The sequence below is a fragment of the Polaribacter sp. Asnod1-A03 genome, assembly GCF_045063585.1.
GTDB lineage: Bacteria > Bacteroidota > Bacteroidia > Flavobacteriales > Flavobacteriaceae > Polaribacter.
Window position 1 is genome coordinate 1,968,095 of sequence record NZ_JBEFOE010000009.1, and the last position, 20,054, is coordinate 1,988,148.

A 20,054-nucleotide genomic window follows, 5' to 3' on the forward strand; every position below is an offset into this window, starting at 1 on the left:
TCGAAATGAGTCTTTTTAGATGATTGAGAAATCTAAATTAATAAAAAAGTAAAAAAATGTTTACAGAATATAAAAATTTACCAGATAATTCTCGTGTTTGGATTTATCAATCGGATAGAGAGTTTACATCTAACGAAATAGCGTTTATTACAGAAAAAGCTGTAGAGTTTATCAATCAATGGACGCGCCATGGAGATGATTTAAAAGGGTCGTTTACTATTAAATATAATCAGTTTTTGGTTTTAGCAGTAGATGAAAGCTTTAATAATGTTTCTGGTTGTTCTATAGATAGTTCAGTCCGTTTTATACAAGGTTTAGAAAACGAGTTAAATTTAGATTTAATGGACAAAATGAATGTTACTTTTAAAGATAGTGAGAACATCAATTTAGTAAAATTAGCAGATTTTCAAAAGTTTGCAAAAGCAGAAAAAATTACTTCGGAAACCATTGTATTTAACAATATGGTAAATACAAAAGCAGACTTTGAAAGAAATTGGGAAGTTCCGGCAAAAGAGAGTTGGCATAAGCGTTTTTTTGTATAAAAAAGTAGTTTTTAATTAAGTATTTAAGTTTGCAAAGTAGTTGCGTTAAGGATTGAAATGGCATACTTTTTAATTTTTGTTGGAGTGAATTTGTGAAGCATGAACAAATTTATATCGAAAACAAAAACTAAAAAGATATAATGGAAAGCCTGTTAAAACGCCCTAAAAATAGGTGATAGAATAGTATGAAGAAAGAGTTGTTAATTATCCTTTTTATAAGTTTTGTTTTTAATTTGTATGCACAAAGTGTAGATCCTTTAAGAACAGAAGATGCCGAAGCACAAGAGGTTTGGGTAGATAATATTATAAATAATATGACCTTAGACGAGAAAATTGGTCAGTTATTTATGATACAAACTTACTCTAATAAAGATAAAAAGCACGAAGATTTTATTATAGAAATGATTACCAAGTACCATGTTGGTAATTTAATTTTTATGCAAGGAACTCCAGAAAAACAAGCGGAATTAACTAATAAATATCAAGATTCTGCAAAAGTGCCTTTAATGATTGGTTTTGATGGTGAATGGGGTTTAGATATGCGTTTAAAAGATACATATCGCTTTCCTTGGAACATGACTTTAGGGGCAATAAGAAGTGATTCTTTAATAAAAGAGTTTGGAGAACGATTGGGGAAACATTGTAATCGTATAGGAATTCATATAAATTTTGCACCAGTTGTAGATATTAATACAAATCCAGATAATCCTATAATTGGGAATCGTTCTTTTGGAGAAAATAAAGAAAATGTAACTCAAAAAGCAATAGCCTTTACACAAGGAATGCAAAGTATGGGAGTTTTGGCAAACGGAAAACATTTTCCGGGTCATGGAGATACAGCAACAGATTCTCATCACACTTTACCTGTTTTAAATTTTGATCAGAATCGTTTAGATTCTATAGAGTTATATCCGTATAAGAGAGTTTTTGATGCGGGTATGGCAAGTGTTATGACAGCGCATTTAAGTATACCAAGTTTAGAACCAAATAGTAAGTTACCAACGTCTTTATCTAAAAATGTAGTAACTAATTTACTGCAACAGAAATTAGGTTTTTTAGGATTGGTAATTACCGATGGTTTAAATATGAAAGGTGCTGCAAATTATGCAACATCAGCAGAAATTAATTTGGCGGCAATACAAGCGGGTAATGATTTATTATTAATACCACAAAATATACCTGCAACCGTTAATTTAATTAAAAAGGCAATTGAGTTAAAAACTCTTTCAGAAGAAAGAATAGACATTTCTGTTAGAAAAATATTAAAAGCAAAATATTGGGCGGGTTTAAATAATTACAAACCTATAAAATTAGAAAACATAAAAGAAGACTTAAACTCTGTAGATGATGAATTGTTACACAGAGAATTGGTTAAAAAATCTTTAACAGTAGTTAGAGATGAAGCAAAAGAGCTTCCTATTAGGAACTTAGAAGATAAAAAAATAGCTTACGTAAAACTGGGTGATGGTTCTGGTTATAATTTTGTAAACATGTTACAGAATTATACTAAGGTTGATGAGGTTACTGGCAAAAATTTGGATGAAGTAATTAAAAAACTAAAAGCTTATAATTTAGTAATTATTGGTTTTCATAAATCGAATGCAAATCCTTGGAAAAGTTATAAGTTTTCTAACAAAGACTTGGTTTGGTTGCAAGAAATTTCTAGACAAAACAATGTTATTTTAGATGTTCTTGCAAGTCCGTATAGTTTGTTACAAGTAAAAACGTTAACAAATATAGAAGCACTTGTTGTGTCTTATCAAAACAGTAAAATAGCCCAAGAATTGTCTGCACAATTATTATTTGGTGCTTTTAGTGCAAAAGGTAAATTGCCAGTATCTATTAAACATGGTTATGCAGAAGGTTATGGTCTGGTAACTTCTAATCTTCATAGGTTTGAATATACAATACCAGAAGCTGCAGAATTATCCTCTAAAAAATTAGCAGAAATAGATTCTTTGGCAAACATTATTTTAAAGAAAAAAATGGCACCTGGTTTTCAGATAGTAGTTGCAAGAAAAGGAAAAGTAGTTGTAAATAAAAGTTACGGACACCATACAGATGTTAACAGTAAAAAAGTAGAAAATTCTGATGTTTATGATTTAGCTTCGCTTACCAAAATTTTGGCTTCTTTACCTTTAATTATGAAAGCAGAAGAAGAGAAAAAACTGTCTTTAAATGAAAAGCTACAAGATCTTTTACCAGATTTTAAAGATTCTAATAAAGCAGGGGTTTCGGTTAGAGAAATTTTATCTCATTATGGTAGATTAAAAGCATGGATTCCTTTTTATGTGGCAACTCAAGATAGTATAACACATAAAAATTTAGCCACATTTTACAGCAATAAACAATCTACAGATTTTAATATAAAAGTTGCTAATGACTTGTATTTGAATAGAAGTTATAAAGACAGTATTTATAAATATATTAGAGATGCAGACCAAAGAGAAAAGGAAGGTTATAAATATAGCGATTTAGGCTATTATATTTTTAAACAAGCCTTAGAAACAACGTATCATAAACCCTTAAATACTTTGGTAGATACAGAGTTTTATCAATCTTTGGGCGCAAATAGAACAAGTTATTTACCATTAGAAAAATTTTCTATTGACGAAATAATTCCTACTGAAAAAGACACATATTATCGTAACCAATTAGTGCAAGGTTATGTGCATGATATGGGAGCGGCAATGTTAGGAGGAGTAGGAGGTCATGCAGGTTTATTTGCAAATGCCAACGATGTTGCAAAAATTATGCAAATGTATTTGCAAAAAGGATCTTATGGTGGTAAACGTTATTTAAAACCAGAAACGGTAGATAAATTTAACCATCGTTATTTTTCTAATAAAAAAGTTCGTAGAGGTTTAGGTTTTGATAAACCGCAGTTAAACCCAAGAATTAAATCTACTTGTGGTTGCGTTTCAGACGAAAGTTTTGGGCATTCTGGCTTTACAGGCACATATACCTGGGCAGATCCAGAAAGTGAAATTGTGTATGTATTTTTATCAAACAGAGTATATCCAACAGCAGAGAACACAGGATTAATAAGAAGTAATATGCGTACCGAAATTCAGCAAGTTATACAAGATGCTATTTTAGATTAGAAGCTATATCCTGCTTTCCGCACTCGCTTTTTTTTACGCTTAATTTATTTTAGAAACTACTTCTTATAAGTAATTTTCAATTTAAAAAAGTAACTGAATATTATTAAGTAAAAAAGAGCTCAAACAAATGCTTCAATCAGGGCTAAACTTGTTTGTTTACTTTTTTTAAGATTTAATTATTTTCTGCATTTTTTACAGAAAATTTAGCATAGATTAAAATTGAAAATATAGAAATAAATAGATAAGTTAAAGCAATTTTATAATTAAAAAAATAGCCGATAACCCAACTTTGTAAAGCGTAAAAAAGAGGGAAAGCAATGGTGTTTAAACCGTATCTAAAAGTATCTGTAAACTCAACTTCACCAATTCCTTTATGTTGTTTTTTCCAAAATAAATAAGGTATAATACTGTTTAAGACAATTAAATAAAATAAAGGTTTTAAAAAGTTAATAGGCTTTTTTACAGTATTTGGTATATTGTTTTCAGTAATCATTTTATTAACTAAATCTACATTTGTAAAATCTACATTTGCATCGTTTAGTTTCTTTAAAACAGTTTTATAATTTTCATCCTCTGGTATATGAACCGTTAATTCTTTTAATTGGTTGCTAACATTTTCTTTTAAAATATTGATAGCTTTCGGTTTTGAATTAGATTGTAAAATGGTTTTAGCATCAATTACTTTACCATAATTAATAGCAACTTTACAAGGGAAAGTAGATGAATTTTGGTATGTAATACCAACCGGAATAACAGCAATATCTAAATCAGGATATTTATCTAAAGCACCAAAAACAATTCTTATAAAACCTTTGCTTAAAGGTTTTATGCTTCTATCTCTAGAATGTCCACCTTGCGGAAAAATAAATAATGTTTGTCTCTTTTTTAATATAGTAAAGCATTTTTCAAAAACTTCTTCGTTATTAGAAAGCTGACTTCTACCATCTCTAATTCTGTAAATAGGCATCAAATTTAGGCTAGCCAATATTTTTTTTACCAAAGGTTTCTTAAAAACATCTGCTCTTACCAAAAAATGATTTTCTCTAGGATTGTTAGAGGTAACCAATAAAGGATCTAATAATGCATTAGGGTGATTAATAGCAAAGAGAATGGCTCCTTTTTTAGGGATATTTTTTTTACCTGTAACTTTAATTTTTTTACAGTAAAAAAATAAGCTAGTTTTTACAAAAAGCTTTACAGAAAAGTACCATATTTTTTTAATCATCGTTTAAAATTAAGAAAAATTAAACTTAATTGGTTGTCAGTTTTTTTGCAGTTTTTCTACCCCAATAAGTAGCTAAAGCCATGCCAGAAAAAACATCCCAAATTCCCCAAAAAGCTGCCAATAAAGCCATTCCGCCTAATCCATCAAAAAAACCAAAAATTAATAATAAGCCCAAACCGCCATTTTGTATACCTGTTTCCATAGCAATGGTTTTACAATCTTTTTTATCTAATTTAAAAGATTTAGCAGTGTAAAAACCTAAAACGTAAGCAAAAATATTATGAAAAACTACTAAAAATAACACATGATGAATGTGGTTTACAAAGACATCTAAATTTTGAGAAAATGCAATAAAAATTAGGGCAATAAAAACCAACATAGATAAAGGTTTTAAAACTTTCTCAATTTTACTTGCCATTTCAGAATGATAATGGTTTATAAGCATTCCTGCAATTAATGGAATTCCTAAAATTAAAGAAACTAGTTTAAATAAATCAAACGGATTTAAAGATACGGTTTTTAAAATCTGGTTGGTTGGTTCGTACAAACTACCCCAAAATTGTAAATTAAAAGGCGTCATTACAATACAAATTAATGTGGCAAATGCTGTTAAGCTTACAGATAAAGCAGCATTACCGCCAGCCATTTTACTAAAAAAATTAGAAACATTGCCGCCTGGGCAAGCAGCAATCATCATCATCCCTAAAGCAAAACTAGAATGAGGTTTTATAATTAAAATAGCTATAAATGTAAGTGCTGGTAATAATATAAATTGCGATAAAACACCTACAAAAACTATTTTTGGGTTTTTTAAAAGTCGTTTAAAATCATCTACAGTAATTGCCAGAGCTACACCAAACATTATTATTGCAATGGCAATATTTAAAACCCATAATCCGCTAGAATCGAAGTTTATTTTTATGTCATCAATGTTAATATTGGTGTTAGTTTGTAAAAGCATACTCTATAATATTAGCTCCCATTTTAAGTGCTTTTTCTCTCACACTTTTTGGGTTGTTATGTATAATTTCATCTTCCCATCCATCACTCAAATCGGTTTCATAATCATAAAAAACAATCAATCTACCTTCATAAAAAAGACCAAAACCTTGTGGTGCTTTTTTATCATGTTCATGAATTTTAGGAATTCCGTTTGGGAATTTAAAAGTTTGATTGTAGATGAGGTGATTTGTAGGTATTTCTTTAAATTCTAAATTAGGAAACACTTTTTTTAGTTCTCTTCTTATAAATTTATCTAAACCATAATTATCGGAAATATGCAAAAAACCACCAGAAATTAAATAATTTCTAAGATTTTCTGCGTCGTCATCAGAAAATAAAACGTTTCCATGACCTGTCATAAACAATATCGGGAAGTTAAAAAGATCTTCACTGTTAATTGCTACAGGTTGCGGATTTTTAGAAATATTAGTTTTGATGTTTTTATTAGTAAAGTCCACCAAATTAGGAATAGCAGTTGGGTTTGCATACCAATCTCCACCACCATTGTATTTTAAAATGGCAACATCTTGTGCGCAAAAAGTAAAAGATAAAAAAGTGAAAAAGATAAATAAAAATTGCTTCATTTTATTGTTTGGTAGAATAGTAAAGCAATATAAGAAAATCTTTACTGATTGATGAATGAAACAGTATTTACAGCAACTAATGCAGCCGTTTCTGTACGTAATCTACTTTCTCCTAACGAAATTGGTGTAAAACCTTTTTCTAGGCATTTTGATATTTCTTGTACAGAAAAATCGCCTTCTGGCCCAATTAAAATAGTTGTTTTTGTAGATGGTTTTACAACCGATTGTAAAAGCGTTTTTTCTTGCTCTTCGCAATGCGCAATACAAACTTGTCCGTCTAAATCTTGCTTAATAAATTCACTTAATTTTATAGGTTCATTTAATTTTGGCAAAGTAAATTTTAAAGACTGTTTCATTGCGGATTGAATGATTTTTTGAAACCTTTCTAGCTTTACAACTCTACGCTCAGAATTAGAACAAATTATTGGTGTAATTTCATCAATACCAATTTCGGTTGCTTTTTCTAAAAACCATTCTGTTCTGTCGTTTAATTTTGTTGGTGCAATGGCAATGTGTAAATAATAATCCCAAGGTTTTTGTTTTTTTTCAAAAGCAATTACTTCTGCCAAGCACTTTTTATCACTAGCAATAATTATTTTTACATCAAACAAAAAACCTTTACCGTTGGTAATTTTAAGGATGTCGTTTTCTTTTTTACGTAAAACACGTACAATATGCTTACTTTCAATTTTATCGAAAGTAATTTGTTTTGTTTCTGTAGTAATATCAGAATTATAAAATAGTTGCATTAATATCTAATTTATAAGTTCTACGTCTTTTATGTGTTATAGGATCAAAATTTTCCCATAATTTGTTGATTGCTTTATTGTCTTCTAACTCAGGTGTTCTAATGCAGTTTTCTATGCCTAAAGGAGCAAAAGTTGTTGCATATTGATCAAAAATAATTGCATGTACCCCTTTGTTTTGATAATCTGGATGCACACCAATTAGATAAAAAGTAACGTCTTTAGAATGTTTTCTAGCTTTTAATAAGTGAAACAATCCAAAAGGAAATAATTTACCTTTTGATTTTTGTAAGGCCTCAGAAAAAGAGGGCATTACAATGGCAAAGGCTACTAATTTATTGTCTTCATTTACCACAAATTTAATATATTCTGGGTTGATAAATGAAATGTATTTCTTCTTAAAAAATTCTATTTGAGCATCAGAAATTGGTACAAAAGAAGAGAGTTTAGAGTAAGAAGCACTAAAAACCTCAAACATTTCATCAACATAAGGCATTATGTCTTTTGTATTTGTAAAGTCTAAAGCTTTTAATTTAAAACGTCTTTTTAAAATAGTACTAATTCTTTTAAAATAAGGAGCATCAACACTTTTAAATTTAAACTTGTTTTCTAAATATTCTTTTTCTTTTACAAAACCCAATTGTTCTAAATGTTCTTTGTAATAAGGGTGGTTGTACCAAGTAATCATTGTGCCAATATGGTCAAATCCTTCTGTTAAAACACCTGTTTTGTCTAAGTTATTAAAACCAATTGGGCCTTCTATAAATTCAAGTTTATTTTCTAAACCAATTTCTTTTACTTTATTTAAAAGTGCTTTACTAACTTTTATATCATCAATAACATCAAACCAACCAAAACGCATTTTTTTTATTTGTTGTTTTTCAACTTCAAACCAATTGATGATTGCAATAACTCTACCAACAATTTTATTATCTTTAAGAGCAACAAAAAAGCGCGCATCTGCATTTTCGAACACAGGGTTTTTTGTTGCATCAAAATTATCTATTTCGTCTTTAATAATTGGCGGAACCCAATATTTATTGTCTTTATATAACGAAAAAGGAAATGCTACAAATTGTTTCATTTCCTTTTTTGTACTAATTTCTTTAATTGTAATCATATTACAAAAATAGTATTTCTATTTGTTATTTACGTTTACTTTTATGCTCTTCTCGTTCTTAAAATATACCAAGAAAGCGCTTTCTTCTTCGTCGTCTTTTCCTTTTTTTATTAGCTTTTTTTGCCTTTTTAGAATCGGAAATTTTAGGCTCTTTTATTTCATTTCCATTTTCATCTAATTCTATATAAGAATCTCTATGTCTGTCTATTCTATATGATACACCTAAGCTACCGTAAAAACCTTTAGACCTTCCTTCTTCAATAAATTTACCCGAAGCATTAATTTGAAAGTTTCTATTAAATAAATATGCAAAACCTAAACCATAATTTATATTATTTTGGTTCTCCATAATGATAGCTTGGTGTTCTAAAAATCCAGACCATCTTTGTGTAAAATTTTGTGTAGCAGTAATAATATATGAGATTTCAGAAAAATCTGATCCTATTTTATCGTAATAAATATTAGATATAACATTAAATTCATTGGTTAGGTTATGTTGTAAAAGTAATCCTACTTTAGGTGTTATTTGTTGTAATTTGTATAAGTCTCCTACATAATCTGTATTTACACCAACGTAAATACCTACTGAAGGTATAAAACGCATCGCATCAAAAGCATGTCTTTTTCTCCAGCTTCTAATCTCTTTAGTTTTATCTTTATAATTTGGTTGATAAATTAAATATTTTGCACCAATCGTAAACTGACTTAAACCTGTTGTAAAATAATCAGAAGTAAAAATATTTTTAAAAGCTACTTTGTCTTTTTGATAGGTTAGTTGGGTGTTTAATTCTAGTTTTTCTAAGAAGAAACTAGTTCTAAAAAGAAAATTGACACCAGTAGACTGTGGTTGAGAAAAAGTAGGTTCAATACTTAAGTTTTTTAAGAAAAGATCACTTTCAAATTGATAAACCCCTGTACCAACACTATATGGGCTTTGAGAAAAACCAGGAGAATTAGAATTTATAATACTTGTATATTGTGCTTGTATTGATGTGGTTACAAGTGCAAAACAGGTGAGTAATAGTTTTAAAAAAAAGTTTTTCATAAATTATGATACAATAATATAAATAGTAACTATCAATTAAGACAAACATAGGATAAATATGCTGTTTTTTAAAAGCAAACTATACTTTTTTGAGTTTATGAAAGTTTTATAGGTTGTTAACGCTACAATTGTATTCAAATTGTTATTTTTGATTAAATTTTTATATATATTTATTTAAATGGGTTTATTAAAAACGATATTATTTATATTTCTTTTTTATTATGCTTTTAAGTTTTTAGCACGTTTATTAGCTCCTTTTTTAATGAAAAAGGCAGCAGAAACAATTCAAAAGAAAGCAGAACAGCAATTTAATGGTGGTCAGCAAAGACCAAAAAGTAATGTTTCTGAAGGAGAAACAGTTATTGATAAAAAACCAATAAGTCAAAAACAAAGCAAAAACTCTGTAGGAGAGTATGTTGATTTTGAGGAAATAGACTAATTTATGAAGTTTACTAAATTTTTACCTTATGTAATTACTGTTGCTATTTTTGTTTTAGCTTCTATTATATATTTTCATCCTGTTTTAAAAGGCGAAAAAATTAATCAGTCAGACATTACTCAATTTACTGGAATGGTAAAAGAGATTAATGATTTTAGAGCAGAAAAGAATACAGAACCTTATTGGACAGGAGCTTCTTTTAGCGGAATGCCAACTTACCAAGTTAGTACTTATTACCCAAATGATTTTGTAAGAGGTTTAGATAAGGTTTTACGTTTCTTACCAAGACCAGCAGATTATACATTTCTTTATTTTTTAAGTTTTTTTGTGTTGATGATGGCCTTAAAAGTTGATTGGAGATTGGCTGTTTTAGGTTCTCTTGCTTTTGGTTTTTCTACTTATTTAATAATTATTTTTGGTGCAGGACATAATGCTAAAGCACATGCCATAGCTTATATGCCTTTGGTGTTAGCTGGTATTTTATGGGTTTTTCAAAAAAGATATATTTTAGGTTTTGTAGTTACTGGTGTTGCAATGGCATTAGAAATTTATACAAATCATCCACAAATGACCTATTATTTAGGTTTTTCATTACTTATTTTAGGTTTTGTAGAGTTGGTAAACGCTGTTAAAGAAAAAATAATTCCTCAGTTTATAAAACAGGTAGCTGTAATATTAGCAGCAATTTTATTGGGTATTGGTGCAAATTCTTCTCGTTTAATGGCAATGAAAGAATATGCAGATAGCAGTACTAGAGGTAAATCTGAGTTAACAATTAATGCAGACGGAACTAAAAAAGAAGCATCTGTAGGTTTAGATAAAGCTTATATAACAGAGTATAGTTACGCTAAATTAGAAACTTTTAATTTGTTTATTCCTCGTTTTATGGGAGGAGGAACTTTTGAGAAATTAGGAAATAATTCTGATTTTTTTGAGACCATAGAAGCTGCTGCTGGCAAAAAAGTGGCAAAAGAATATTCTGAACAAGCATTAACTTATTGGGGAGATCAAACAATTGTAGAAGCACCAGCTTATATTGGAGCAGTTATTTTCTTTTTATTCTTTTTAGGTGTTTTTCTAGTAAAAGGGCGTTTAAAACAATGGTTGGTTACTGCAACAGTATTTTCAATTTTAATGAGTTGGGGACGAAACTTTGACGTGTTAACTAACTTTTTTATTGATTATTTTCCTCTTTATAATAAATTTAGAGCTGTTTCTTCTATACAAGTAATCGCAGAATTATCTGTGCCTATTTTAGGGGTCTTAGCTTTAAGAGAATTCTTTTCATCAAAAATATCTTCGCAAGAAAAGCAAGATGCTATAAAGAAAGCTGTTTATAGTTTTGGTGGATTAATTATTTTAGGATTTTTATTAGCTCACGGATTTTCTACTTTTCAAGGTATTAGAGATGGACAATATAGTCAGTTACCAGGTTTAATAGATGCTATAATTGCAGACAGAAAATCGATGTTATTGGCAGACACTTTTAGAACTTTAGTTTTAACAATTCTTTCTGCGGGTGTTTTATGGTTTTTATTAAAAGGTAAATTAAAACAGGGTGTTGCAATAATTACTCTAGGTACTTTTATTTTATTCGATTTAATTTCTGTAGATAAAAAATATGTAAATGAAGATGATTTTAAATCTGCAAGAAAAATAGAACAACCATTTACAGCTTCTGTAGCAGATCAGTTAATACTAAAAGATAAAGCGCATTTTAGAGTTGGTAATTTTACGGTAAATCCAATGAATGATGGAAGTACTTCGTATTTTCATCAATCTATAGGTGGTTATCATGCTGCAAAATTAGGACGTTATCAAGAGTTGTTTGATTATCAAATAGCAAAAAATAACATGCAAGTTTTAAACATGTTAAATACCAAATATTTTATTATTGGTAATGATAAAGGAGAAAAACAAGCACAATTAAACCCAGATGCAAATGGTAATGCTTGGTTTGTAAAAAATATTAAAAGAGTAAATTCTGCAAATGAAGAAATACAAGCTTTAGATTCTTTAAATACAAAATTAACAGCGGTTATAGATGTAAGTAAGTTTGAGAATCAAATTAATTTTTCGAATGAAATTGATTCAACAGCAACAATTAAGTTGTCAAAGTACGATGTTAATTATCTTTCTTATCAATCTAAAACAGAAAAAGAACAGTTTGCTGTTTTTTCTGAAATTTATTATCAAGATGGATGGAATGCATATATAGACGGAGAGTTAACGCCACATTTTAGAGTTAATTATGTATTACGAGGAATGTTAATTCCAGAAGGAGAACATAAAATAGAATTTAAGTTTGAGCCAAAAGTAATTCAACAAGGAAAAATTATTTCGTTATCTTCTTATTGTTTATTACTATTAATTCCTGTCGGTTGGTTTTTTATTAAAAAAAGAAGAAAAGAATCTAATTAATCTTTTTGTATAGATTTTATATATTCAGAAGGAGTTACACCTTTGTATTTTTTAAAAGCTCTTGTAAATGCAGATGCATTGGTATAGCCAATTTCTTCTGCTAAAGATTTAATGGTGTAGTTTCTATACTTATTTTCTTTATTTAATTTATTAATTAGATACTCTATTCTTAAACCAGTAATATATTGTTTAAAAGTTTGGTTGTATTCTTTATTAATTATATAAGATAAGTAAGAAGTGTTTGTCTTTAAGTTTTTAGCTAGAATATTAATATTAAAATCAGGAGATAAATATTCTGTAGATTTTTCAAGTTTGTTAATTTCTGTTATAAGTTTAATTTCTAAATCTTTATCAATATTATATTCTTTTTTTTGAGGTAATGGTTTATTATCTATTTCAGTTTTAATATCTATTAAATCATTTGAAATATTTTTATTTTTCTTAAAAAGAAAGTAGATGATGGTAAAACCAAAAATTAGAATAAATAAAATACTCATTATAAGAACATTTCTATTCCCTTTTTCATTTTTTATAATTAAAGTATTTAACTCTTGAGCAGTGTTATAGTCATATAAATGATGAGATCTATTAGCCTCATTTTTATTTTTATTTAAATCATTTAACTCCTTAATAGTTAATTCAGAATATTTGTAAGCACTATCAATTTGTTGATTTTTATAATATGTATTAGCTAAAATATCGTAGATAGAAATTAAACTTTTTTTAACGATACTTTTTTTAGAGTGTTCTTTTAAAAATTGCTTACTATAATAAAGAGTTGAATCATTATTGTTAAGTTGATAAAAGCAAATAGCTTTTAAAGAGTTTGTAAGTTGTCTAATTCTAAATTCTTTAGAAAAGGCATGGTATTTTTGAATAATATTTAGTGCTTTTTTATATTTTTTTTCAGCAATTAAAATTTCTGCAATTCTTAACTCGTATAGAGCTTCGGAGTTTTTAAGAATTGGGTTAAATGTTTTAGAAACATCAAAAGCTCTTTTAAAATAGGTTCTTGCAGAATCCAATTCGTTATTAGAATTATTTTTATTAGATTCTAAATAAGAATCTCCGATTATATTTAAAGTAGATGCAATATTTAATTTTAATGCATTTTTGTCTATATTAGAATCGTTGTAAACAGTAGAAAGTTTAGGAAGCATTTTTTTTAAAATTGTCCTAGACTCTTCGTGTAATCCTAATGTTTGTTTTATAATTGCTAAATTTTTATCTGTAGATATAAGGTTGGCTTTATAGTAGTTGTCTTTTACAGAGAAGCTTTCAATAAATTCTTTCTTTTGCATTATAACTTTAAAAGCTTCTTCAAATTTATTTTGATTTTTATATATCCAAAAAAGTCTATTTAATGCAATGTTTTTATTTTTTTTAGAACAAAATTTTTCTACTTCTTTTAAGTTTTTTAAAACAAACAATGTCTTTTCTTCTGCTTTTTTTAAATTTCCTTTTTGATAAAAAGCTTTTGCAAGGGTATTTATTGCATAATGATAATTACATAAGCTTTTAGAAACCTTTAATTTATTAGCATAATAAATTAAACTATCATTATTAGAGTTTGTAAAAGAAATTATTTTATCAATATAATATTGATCTTTTTCATTTGTTTGTGAGAAAACAAAATTGTTGAAAAATATAAAAAGAAGGCTTAAAAATATTTTATTGATTTTTTTCATTAAATTTAATTACAACTAATATATTTTTTAGAAGTGTAATATATTAAAAAAAGGGATTTTTTTGACATTTTAACTGTGCTTTTTATAAAAAGTCTAAGGTGAATATAGGTAATATACCTATATAGTAGTATCTTTGGTTAATATATAGAAGATGCTTTGGGGGAAGCTATTTTATTTTTGAGAAAGAGAAAGAAAAAAGGAAGAGGTGATTTTATCACCTCTTTTTTTGTGTATAAAATTATGTGATACTTCTTTAATTCTTTCTAAATTTACTTTTTAAATAAACTAAGATTGTTGAAAATTAATTACCTAAATTTTGTATTAGAAAATACTATAAAATTATTAAAAAGTAGCAGCCAAGTTTTATTCTTAATTTTAAAAAGTTAAATATGAAAATAGGAATGATACTCGATGCTCCTTTTCCTCCGGATCCTAGAGTAGAAAATGAAGCCGTTTCTTTGGTAAATTCTGGTCATGATGTTTTTCTTTTTTGTTTAAAATATGCGGATGAGAAATCGTCTGAAATTATAAATGGGATTCAAGTAAAAAGATATAGTTCTAATAAACTAGAATATAAATTGTCCGCTTTAGCCTATACGATTTCTCTATATCATTTTTTAATGGAAAAAAAAATACATCAATTTGTAAAAGAGACAAAAGTTGATGCTATACATATACATGATATTAGAATTGCAGAAGCTGTTTTTAATGTAAATAAGCAATTTAATTTGCCAATAGTTTTAGATTTACATGATAATATGCCAGAAGTAATGAAGCTGTATCCGCATCTTCAGAAGTTTCCTGGTAAGTATATTATTTCTCCATTAAAATGGAAGCAAAAAGAAAAAAAGTTTATAAAAAAAGCAGATAAAGTTATTTCTGTTTCTCCTGAGTTTTTAGAGAATTTAGTAGAAAGAATTCCTTCTTCTAAGAACAAACTGGTTTTGGTACCTAATACAATTAGGCAGTCTTTTTATAAAGATTATAAAGTAGATGAGTTGATTATAAATAAGTACAAAAACCATTTTGTAATTTTATATTTAGGTGATACTCATTTACGAAGAGGATTACAAACTGCTATAGAATCTCTTAATTTTTTAAAAGAAGTAATACCAAATATTAAATTAGTAATTGTTGGTAAAAATACTACAGATGTTATTTTAAAACAACAAGTTGCAGATTTAGAATTAGAAGAGTTTGTAGATTTTGAAGGTTGGCAAAATGTAGCCTTATTTCAATCTTATATTTTAGCAAGTGATATTTGTATTTCTCCTTTACATAGAAATTTACAACACGATGTTGCTTACGCTAACAAAATTTTCCAATACATGAGTTTTGCAAAGCCACTTTTAGTGAGTGATGCAATTGCCCAAAAAAGAGTGGTAGAAAAAAATAAAACAGGTTTAGTACATAAAGATAGAGATGTAAATGATTTTTCTGATAAAATTATAACTCTTTATAAAGATGAAACTTTAAGAATAGAGTTGGGAGAAAATGGTAAACGTTTTATTGAAGAAGAATTCTCTTGGGAGCAAACATCAAAAAAACTTATTAATTTATACGATAATTTAGAATCTTGAAAGTATTAATAATTACATATTATTGGCCACCAGCAGGAGGTTCTGGGGTGCAACGTTGGTTAAAGTTTGTAAAATATTTACAAAATTTTGATATAGAGCCAGTGGTTTATACGGTTGATGCTATAAATTATCCCAAAGAAGATAATACCTTGATAAATCAAATTCCTAATAATGTTCAGGTTTTAAAACAACCAATTTGGGAGCCTACAGACTTACTTTTTTGGAAGAAAAATAAGTCGAATAATGGAATTTCTAATGTAAGTAAAGGTGGATTTTTATCTTTTATACGGGGTAATTTTTTTATTCCGGATCCTAAAATATTTTGGGTAAAATCTTCTGTAAATTATTTACAAACCTTTTTAAATTCAAATAAAATAGATGTAGTAATTTCTACAGGCCCACCACACAGTATGCATTTAATTGGAAATAAATTACATCAAAAAAATAATATAAAATGGATTGCAGATTTTAGAGATCCGTGGACAGATTTGTATTATAATAAAGATTTTAATCAACTTTCTGTTGCTAAAAAACGAAACAAAAAATTAGAAATATCTGTTTTAAAAAATGCAGATTGTGTGTTAACTGTAAGTAATTCTTTAAAAAAAGAATTTATAAAAAATGCAAAAAGAGTAGAAGTAATTACTAATGGTTTTGATGATGAAGTTTTAACAAGGAATTTAATAAGATTAGATAAAAAATTCTCAATTTCTTATATTGGTTTGTTACCAAAACAAAGTAATCCTAAATTATTATTTAAAGTTTTAAAAGAGCTTTGTTTAGAACATGTAGAGTTTAAAAATGATTTAATTATTAATTTTATTGGTGATATTTCTGATGAAGTTAAAGCTGAAATAACACATAATCAATTAGAAGAAAATGTGAATTTTATTGGATACGTTTCTCACAATAAAGCTATAGAGTATCAAAAGAAAGCACAAGTTTTGTTGTTGTTAATTCCAAATGTAAAAAAGTCTGAAGGTATTTTAACCGGAAAATTATTTGAGTATTTAACATCTAAAAGACCTATTTTAGCTATTGGTCCAGAAAAAGGAGATTTATCAGAAATATTAAAAGAAACAAACGCAGGTGTTGTTGTTGGTTTTAATAATGAGATAAAATTAAAGCAAGAGATTTTAAAGTTATATAGCCAATATAAAAAAGGTAAGTTAAGTATAGCTTCTAATAATATTGAAAAATATCACAGAAAAGAGTTAACTAAAGAGTTAGCTTCTGTAATTAAAAGTTTAAATTAATAATATGGGAGTTGTATTTAAACAATCATTAAAAAACACGCTTTTTATATATTTAGGTTTTGCCTTTGGAGGTATAAATACCTTGTTTTTATATACTCGTTTTTTAGAGGATGAATATTATGGATTGGTAACTTTTCTTTTATCAACATCTAATTTATTAATGCCTTTAATAGCTTTAGGTATTCACCACACAATTGTAAAATTTTATTCTAGTTATTTTACCAAATCAGAAAAAGATAAATTTTTATCATCAGTACTTTTTTTACCCTTTTTAGTGGCAATTCCTTTTGCTTATTTTGGTAATATTTTTTACGAAGAAATAGGTGATTATTTATCTGAAGAAAATCCTATTATAAAAGATTATACGTTTGTAATATATTTAATTGCTGTAGCTTGTTCTTATTTTGAAATATTTTATTCTTGGGCAAAAGTTCAATTTCAATCTGTTTTTGGTAATATTTTAAAAGAATTATACAATAGAGTAGTAGTAATGATTTTACTATTTGCGGTTTATTTTGAATTTATTACAAAATCTGAATTTATTTATTATTTAACCGGTGCGTATTTTATAAGAATGTTTATAATGATGTTTTACGCATTTAGTTTATACATGCCAAAATTTACATTTGCTAAACCTGATAATTTTAAAGAAGTAATCCGTTTTTCTGGTTATATTATTTTGGCAGGAAGTGCAGGTGCTATTATTTTAGATATTGATAAATTTATGATACCTGGTAAAGAGTCTTTGGTTAAAGCAGCTTATTATTCTGTTGCGGTATTTATAGGTTCTTTTATAGAAGCACCAAGTAGAGCAATGTTAAACATCTTACAACCTCTAACGTCTAAGACTTTAAATGAAGAAAATAATTTAGAAGTAGCTTCTCTTTATAAAAAGAGTTCTATTAATTTATTATTAATTAGCGGACTTTTTTTTGTTTTAATTAACGCGAATGTAAAGCAGTTATTTGACCTTTTACCTAAAGAATATGCGGGTGGAGCATTAGTAGTATTAATGATTTCTTCACTTAAATTATACAATGGTTTTTTAGGTAATAACGGAGCAATTATTAACAATTCCAAATTTTATAGAATTACTTTACCAATTAGTATTTCTATGGCATTATCTGTTTATTTTTTAAATAAATTGTTTTATTATCATTTAGATATGGGAACAGATGGTTTAGCCTTAGCAACATTAATCGTTATATTTTCTGCAAATACATTTAAGTTATTTTTTGTAAAAAATAAATTTTCTATGACGCCATTTACAGATAAATCGTTATTAATGATTCTTGTTATTATTGGTTTATATTTAGCTTTTAACTTTTGGGACTTTCCTGTAAAAGATATTTATATCTGGAAATTTCCTATTCATCCGATTGTAAATATCATCTTAAAATGTATTTTGATTATTATAGTATATGTATTCTTAATTTTTAAGTTGAATATTTCTTCTGAGTTTGATAATCTTCTTAAAAAGTATTACAAATAACAATCTATACTGTCAGTAAGCATATGAAAAAGTAAAGCTATACATATAATTCTTGTTTTTTTAAAGAATAAACCAATACAGTAAAAACCAATTGCAACATAAGAATGTAATGGATGATAATTGATGCTACATCTATTTTCTTCAAAAATTGGTGTTGCTAATAAATGGTCTAAATCTACTAACATAGAGCCTAAAAAAATTAAGTAGACAGTTTTCCATTTATCTTTAAAAAATAAAAAAGCAATTAAAGCGGGTACTATAAAATGAAGCGAATAGTGAATGAAAAATTTAAGCATAAAAAAAGGTTTATTATTACAAAATAAACCTTTTTTTAAAACATAATACATCATTGGGGGGAAGAAAGTATTATAAATCAATATTAAGAATTATTTCTCTTAAACTTCTTAACTTATGTTAATAATCATGTTTTAAACTTTATATTCTTTTAGCTTATTATTAAGTTTTAAGCATAAAAAAAGGTCTATTAAGATAATAGACCTTTTTTTATGTATTTATAGGGAGAAATATATTATGAGATAAATATAAATATATGTAGCATATGTTTACTTAACATATGTTAATAGAATTAAATTGAGTATAATTTTTTTCTAATTCTACTTAACTGAACGGCAGAAATATTTAAATAAGCTGCAATATGATATTGAGGAATTAAGTTTTCTACATTTGGTATTTCTTTTTTTAATAGAAGATATCTATCTGTAGCATCTAATGCAGTTAAATTATATATTTTTTTTTCAAATATTAAAAGTGTGTTTTCAAGTGCATTAGAATACATTATGCTTATATCATTATCAATTAAAGTAAGTTGCTTTAATTTTTTGTAATTAATAGAATAGACTTCGCAATCTGTTAAACATTGATATGCAAGTTCAGATGGTTTATTAGTAATCAAAGAACCTATAGCACCAATAGCACTATATGTTGTAAATAAACTTCTAATGTATTCTTTACCATTGTCATCTTGATAATAAGACCTTATAATTCCACTTTTAATAATGTAGAAATTAGAAGGAATTTCATTAAATTTAGTTAAAACAGTTTTATTAGAATATTTTTTTAATTCTGCAAGATCTAGAAATTTTTGATGAGATTCTTTAGGTAATTTATGTAAACGATTAATAAAGAAAGATAAAATTTTCATTAAGGAAGTTAATCTGAAGTTATAGCCGTAAAGTAATAAAAATTTTTATAAGTAACTAATAGCATTAGGACCTTCCATAAATATGAGGTCTAAAATAGATAGGTTATCTATAAAACCATGTTTATCATCAAACATTTGAATGTACTTTTCTACTATTTTTTTAGGTTGATGTTTAATATTTGCTAATTCTCTAAAATCAGTTTCGTTAGAATTAACATGATATTCTTTTGTTTTAGAGTATTCTGTAGTTATTTGTAAAGCATCAGTAATAAATAAATATGTATCTATGTTTACATCTTGTAAAAAAGTATATTTTTTTGAGAATATAGAAAGTAAATCATCCTCGTAAAACTCATAAAAAGGCGAAGTTCTGTAAGCCGTTTGTAAAGATTTTAAATGATTATCTTGCCAATTAGCTCCATTATCAACTAATAAATCTTTTGTCTTCTTTCGTTGAGAATTTCCTTTATTTTTATCTATAACCGGAATGTTTAATAATTGTTTTCCATTAGAATTATAGATATAACATCTATTCCTATAACTCTGTTTTTGGAAATTGTCTTCCATTTCAAAAACAACTTTATCAGATTTTAGAATTTCAGAATATTGAGAAATAGGTCCAAAATAAGTAGGAATAAATAATGACAT

17 protein-coding genes are annotated in these 20,054 nt (G+C 26.9%); 7 read left to right on the forward strand and 10 right to left on the reverse strand.

All coding sequences use genetic code 11. The features are described 5' to 3' along the window. Positions 1-56: 56 nt before the first annotated feature. Entirely contained in the window at positions 57-542 is a 486-nt protein-coding gene (locus ACJJVY_RS09135; protein WP_405607198.1) for an ABC transporter ATPase, read from the forward strand. 185 nt (positions 543-727) lie between these two features. Then, positions 728-3,646, forward strand: a complete 2,919-nt coding sequence (locus ACJJVY_RS09140; RefSeq protein ID WP_405607201.1) for a glycoside hydrolase family 3 N-terminal domain-containing protein — start codon at positions 728-730, stop codon at positions 3,644-3,646. Positions 3,647-3,818: 172 nt separating this feature from the next. On the opposite strand, the gene ACJJVY_RS09145 is transcribed toward ACJJVY_RS09140, so the two are convergent. The 6 genes from ACJJVY_RS09145 to ACJJVY_RS09170 are packed head-to-tail and all read right to left on the reverse strand — an operon-like array spanning position 3,819 to position 9,368. Continuing rightward, positions 3,819-4,871 (reverse strand): lysophospholipid acyltransferase family protein, encoded by a 1,053-nt coding sequence (locus ACJJVY_RS09145; RefSeq protein WP_405607204.1) that lies wholly within the window; start codon positions 4,869-4,871, stop codon positions 3,819-3,821. Between the two features lie 25 nt (positions 4,872-4,896). After that, a complete protein-coding gene (locus ACJJVY_RS09150) occupies positions 4,897-5,832 on the reverse strand; it encodes a bile acid:sodium symporter family protein (RefSeq protein WP_405607207.1) in 936 nt (311 codons plus the stop codon). Further along, positions 5,816-6,457: a DUF4159 domain-containing protein gene (locus ACJJVY_RS09155; RefSeq protein ID WP_405607210.1), complete on the reverse strand. Its 642-nt coding sequence runs from the start codon at positions 6,455-6,457 to the stop codon at positions 5,816-5,818. Before ACJJVY_RS09155 ends, ACJJVY_RS09150 begins: the two co-directional genes overlap by 17 nt. 41 nt (positions 6,458-6,498) lie before the next feature. After that, positions 6,499-7,206 carry a 16S rRNA (uracil(1498)-N(3))-methyltransferase gene (locus ACJJVY_RS09160; RefSeq protein ID WP_405607213.1) on the reverse strand — a complete coding sequence of 236 codons (708 nt, stop codon included), beginning with the start codon at positions 7,204-7,206 and terminating at the stop codon, positions 6,499-6,501. Continuing rightward, positions 7,190-8,323, reverse strand: coding sequence for a GTP cyclohydrolase (locus tag ACJJVY_RS09165; RefSeq protein ID WP_405607216.1), 1,134 nt, complete (start codon positions 8,321-8,323; stop codon positions 7,190-7,192). Before ACJJVY_RS09165 ends, ACJJVY_RS09160 begins: the two co-directional genes overlap by 17 nt. Before the next feature lie 58 nt (positions 8,324-8,381). Continuing rightward, a complete protein-coding gene (locus ACJJVY_RS09170; protein WP_405607219.1) occupies positions 8,382-9,368 on the reverse strand; it encodes a transporter in 987 nt (328 codons plus the stop codon). Between the two features lie 178 nt (positions 9,369-9,546). Here ACJJVY_RS09170 and ACJJVY_RS09175 point away from each other — a divergent pair, with 178 nt between their 5' ends. Both ACJJVY_RS09175 and ACJJVY_RS09180 read left to right on the forward strand, forming a co-directional pair. Next, positions 9,547-9,807: a DUF4834 family protein gene (locus ACJJVY_RS09175; RefSeq protein WP_405607222.1), complete on the forward strand. Its 261-nt coding sequence runs from the start codon at positions 9,547-9,549 to the stop codon at positions 9,805-9,807. A gap of 3 nt (positions 9,808-9,810) precedes the next feature. Further along, positions 9,811-12,228, forward strand: a complete 2,418-nt coding sequence (locus ACJJVY_RS09180; protein ID WP_405607225.1) for a YfhO family protein — start codon at positions 9,811-9,813, stop codon at positions 12,226-12,228. On the opposite strand, the gene ACJJVY_RS09185 is transcribed toward ACJJVY_RS09180, so the two are convergent. After that, positions 12,225-13,916 (reverse strand): helix-turn-helix domain-containing protein, encoded by a 1,692-nt coding sequence (locus ACJJVY_RS09185; protein WP_405607227.1) that lies wholly within the window; start codon positions 13,914-13,916, stop codon positions 12,225-12,227. The two genes, ACJJVY_RS09180 and ACJJVY_RS09185, sit on opposite strands and share 4 nt — an antisense overlap. Positions 13,917-14,305: 389 nt before the next feature. Between ACJJVY_RS09185 and ACJJVY_RS09190 the strand changes: the two genes are divergently transcribed. From ACJJVY_RS09190 to ACJJVY_RS09200, 3 genes are read left to right on the forward strand one after another with little or no spacing between them, the layout of a single operon-like run. After that, entirely contained in the window at positions 14,306-15,496 is a 1,191-nt protein-coding gene (locus tag ACJJVY_RS09190; protein ID WP_405607230.1) for a glycosyltransferase family 4 protein, read from the forward strand. Beyond that, positions 15,493-16,752, forward strand: a complete 1,260-nt coding sequence (locus ACJJVY_RS09195; RefSeq protein WP_405607233.1) for a glycosyltransferase family 4 protein — start codon at positions 15,493-15,495, stop codon at positions 16,750-16,752. Before ACJJVY_RS09190 ends, ACJJVY_RS09195 begins: the two co-directional genes overlap by 4 nt. Before the next feature lie 4 nt (positions 16,753-16,756). Then, entirely contained in the window at positions 16,757-18,244 is a 1,488-nt protein-coding gene (locus ACJJVY_RS09200; RefSeq protein WP_405607236.1) for a lipopolysaccharide biosynthesis protein, read from the forward strand. On the opposite strand, the gene ACJJVY_RS09205 is transcribed toward ACJJVY_RS09200, so the two are convergent. From ACJJVY_RS09205 to ACJJVY_RS09215, 3 genes are all read right to left on the reverse strand, one after another. Continuing rightward, positions 18,235-18,540 carry a DUF6122 family protein gene (locus tag ACJJVY_RS09205; RefSeq protein WP_405607239.1) on the reverse strand — a complete coding sequence of 102 codons (306 nt, stop codon included), beginning with the start codon at positions 18,538-18,540 and terminating at the stop codon, positions 18,235-18,237. The genes ACJJVY_RS09200 and ACJJVY_RS09205 overlap by 10 nt on opposite strands. A 290-nt stretch (positions 18,541-18,830) precedes the next feature. Then, entirely contained in the window at positions 18,831-19,406 is a 576-nt protein-coding gene (locus ACJJVY_RS09210; RefSeq protein WP_405607242.1) for a Crp/Fnr family transcriptional regulator, read from the reverse strand. 45 nt (positions 19,407-19,451) lie between these two features. Next, positions 19,452-20,054 carry a WbqC family protein gene (locus ACJJVY_RS09215; RefSeq protein ID WP_405607245.1) on the reverse strand — a complete coding sequence of 201 codons (603 nt, stop codon included), beginning with the start codon at positions 20,052-20,054 and terminating at the stop codon, positions 19,452-19,454.

Bases quoted from the DNA above. Each gene is read 5' to 3' on its own strand.
- ACJJVY_RS09135 (WP_405607198.1), top strand. From the start codon at position 57: ATGTTTACAGAATATAAAAATTTACCAGATAATTCTCGTGTTTGGATT.
- ACJJVY_RS09140 (WP_405607201.1), top strand. From the start codon at position 728: ATGAAGAAAGAGTTGTTAATTATCCTTTTTATAAGTTTTGTTTTTAAT.
- ACJJVY_RS09145 (WP_405607204.1), bottom strand. From the start codon at position 4,871: ATGATTAAAAAAATATGGTACTTTTCTGTAAAGCTTTTTGTAAAAACT.
- ACJJVY_RS09150 (WP_405607207.1), bottom strand. From the start codon at position 5,832: ATGCTTTTACAAACTAACACCAATATTAACATTGATGACATAAAAATA.
- ACJJVY_RS09155 (WP_405607210.1), bottom strand. From the start codon at position 6,457: ATGAAGCAATTTTTATTTATCTTTTTCACTTTTTTATCTTTTACTTTT.
- ACJJVY_RS09160 (WP_405607213.1), bottom strand. From the start codon at position 7,206: ATGCAACTATTTTATAATTCTGATATTACTACAGAAACAAAACAAATT.
- ACJJVY_RS09165 (WP_405607216.1), bottom strand. From the start codon at position 8,323: ATGATTACAATTAAAGAAATTAGTACAAAAAAGGAAATGAAACAATTT.
- ACJJVY_RS09170 (WP_405607219.1), bottom strand. From the start codon at position 9,368: ATGAAAAACTTTTTTTTAAAACTATTACTCACCTGTTTTGCACTTGTA.
- ACJJVY_RS09175 (WP_405607222.1), top strand. From the start codon at position 9,547: ATGGGTTTATTAAAAACGATATTATTTATATTTCTTTTTTATTATGCT.
- ACJJVY_RS09180 (WP_405607225.1), top strand. From the start codon at position 9,811: ATGAAGTTTACTAAATTTTTACCTTATGTAATTACTGTTGCTATTTTT.
- ACJJVY_RS09185 (WP_405607227.1), bottom strand. From the start codon at position 13,916: ATGAAAAAAATCAATAAAATATTTTTAAGCCTTCTTTTTATATTTTTC.
- ACJJVY_RS09190 (WP_405607230.1), top strand. From the start codon at position 14,306: ATGAAAATAGGAATGATACTCGATGCTCCTTTTCCTCCGGATCCTAGA.
- ACJJVY_RS09200 (WP_405607236.1), top strand. From the start codon at position 16,757: ATGGGAGTTGTATTTAAACAATCATTAAAAAACACGCTTTTTATATAT.
- ACJJVY_RS09205 (WP_405607239.1), bottom strand. From the start codon at position 18,540: ATGCTTAAATTTTTCATTCACTATTCGCTTCATTTTATAGTACCCGCT.
- ACJJVY_RS09210 (WP_405607242.1), bottom strand. From the start codon at position 19,406: ATGAAAATTTTATCTTTCTTTATTAATCGTTTACATAAATTACCTAAA.
- ACJJVY_RS09215 (WP_405607245.1), bottom strand. From the start codon at position 20,054: ATGTCATTATTTATTCCTACTTATTTTGGACCTATTTCTCAATATTCT.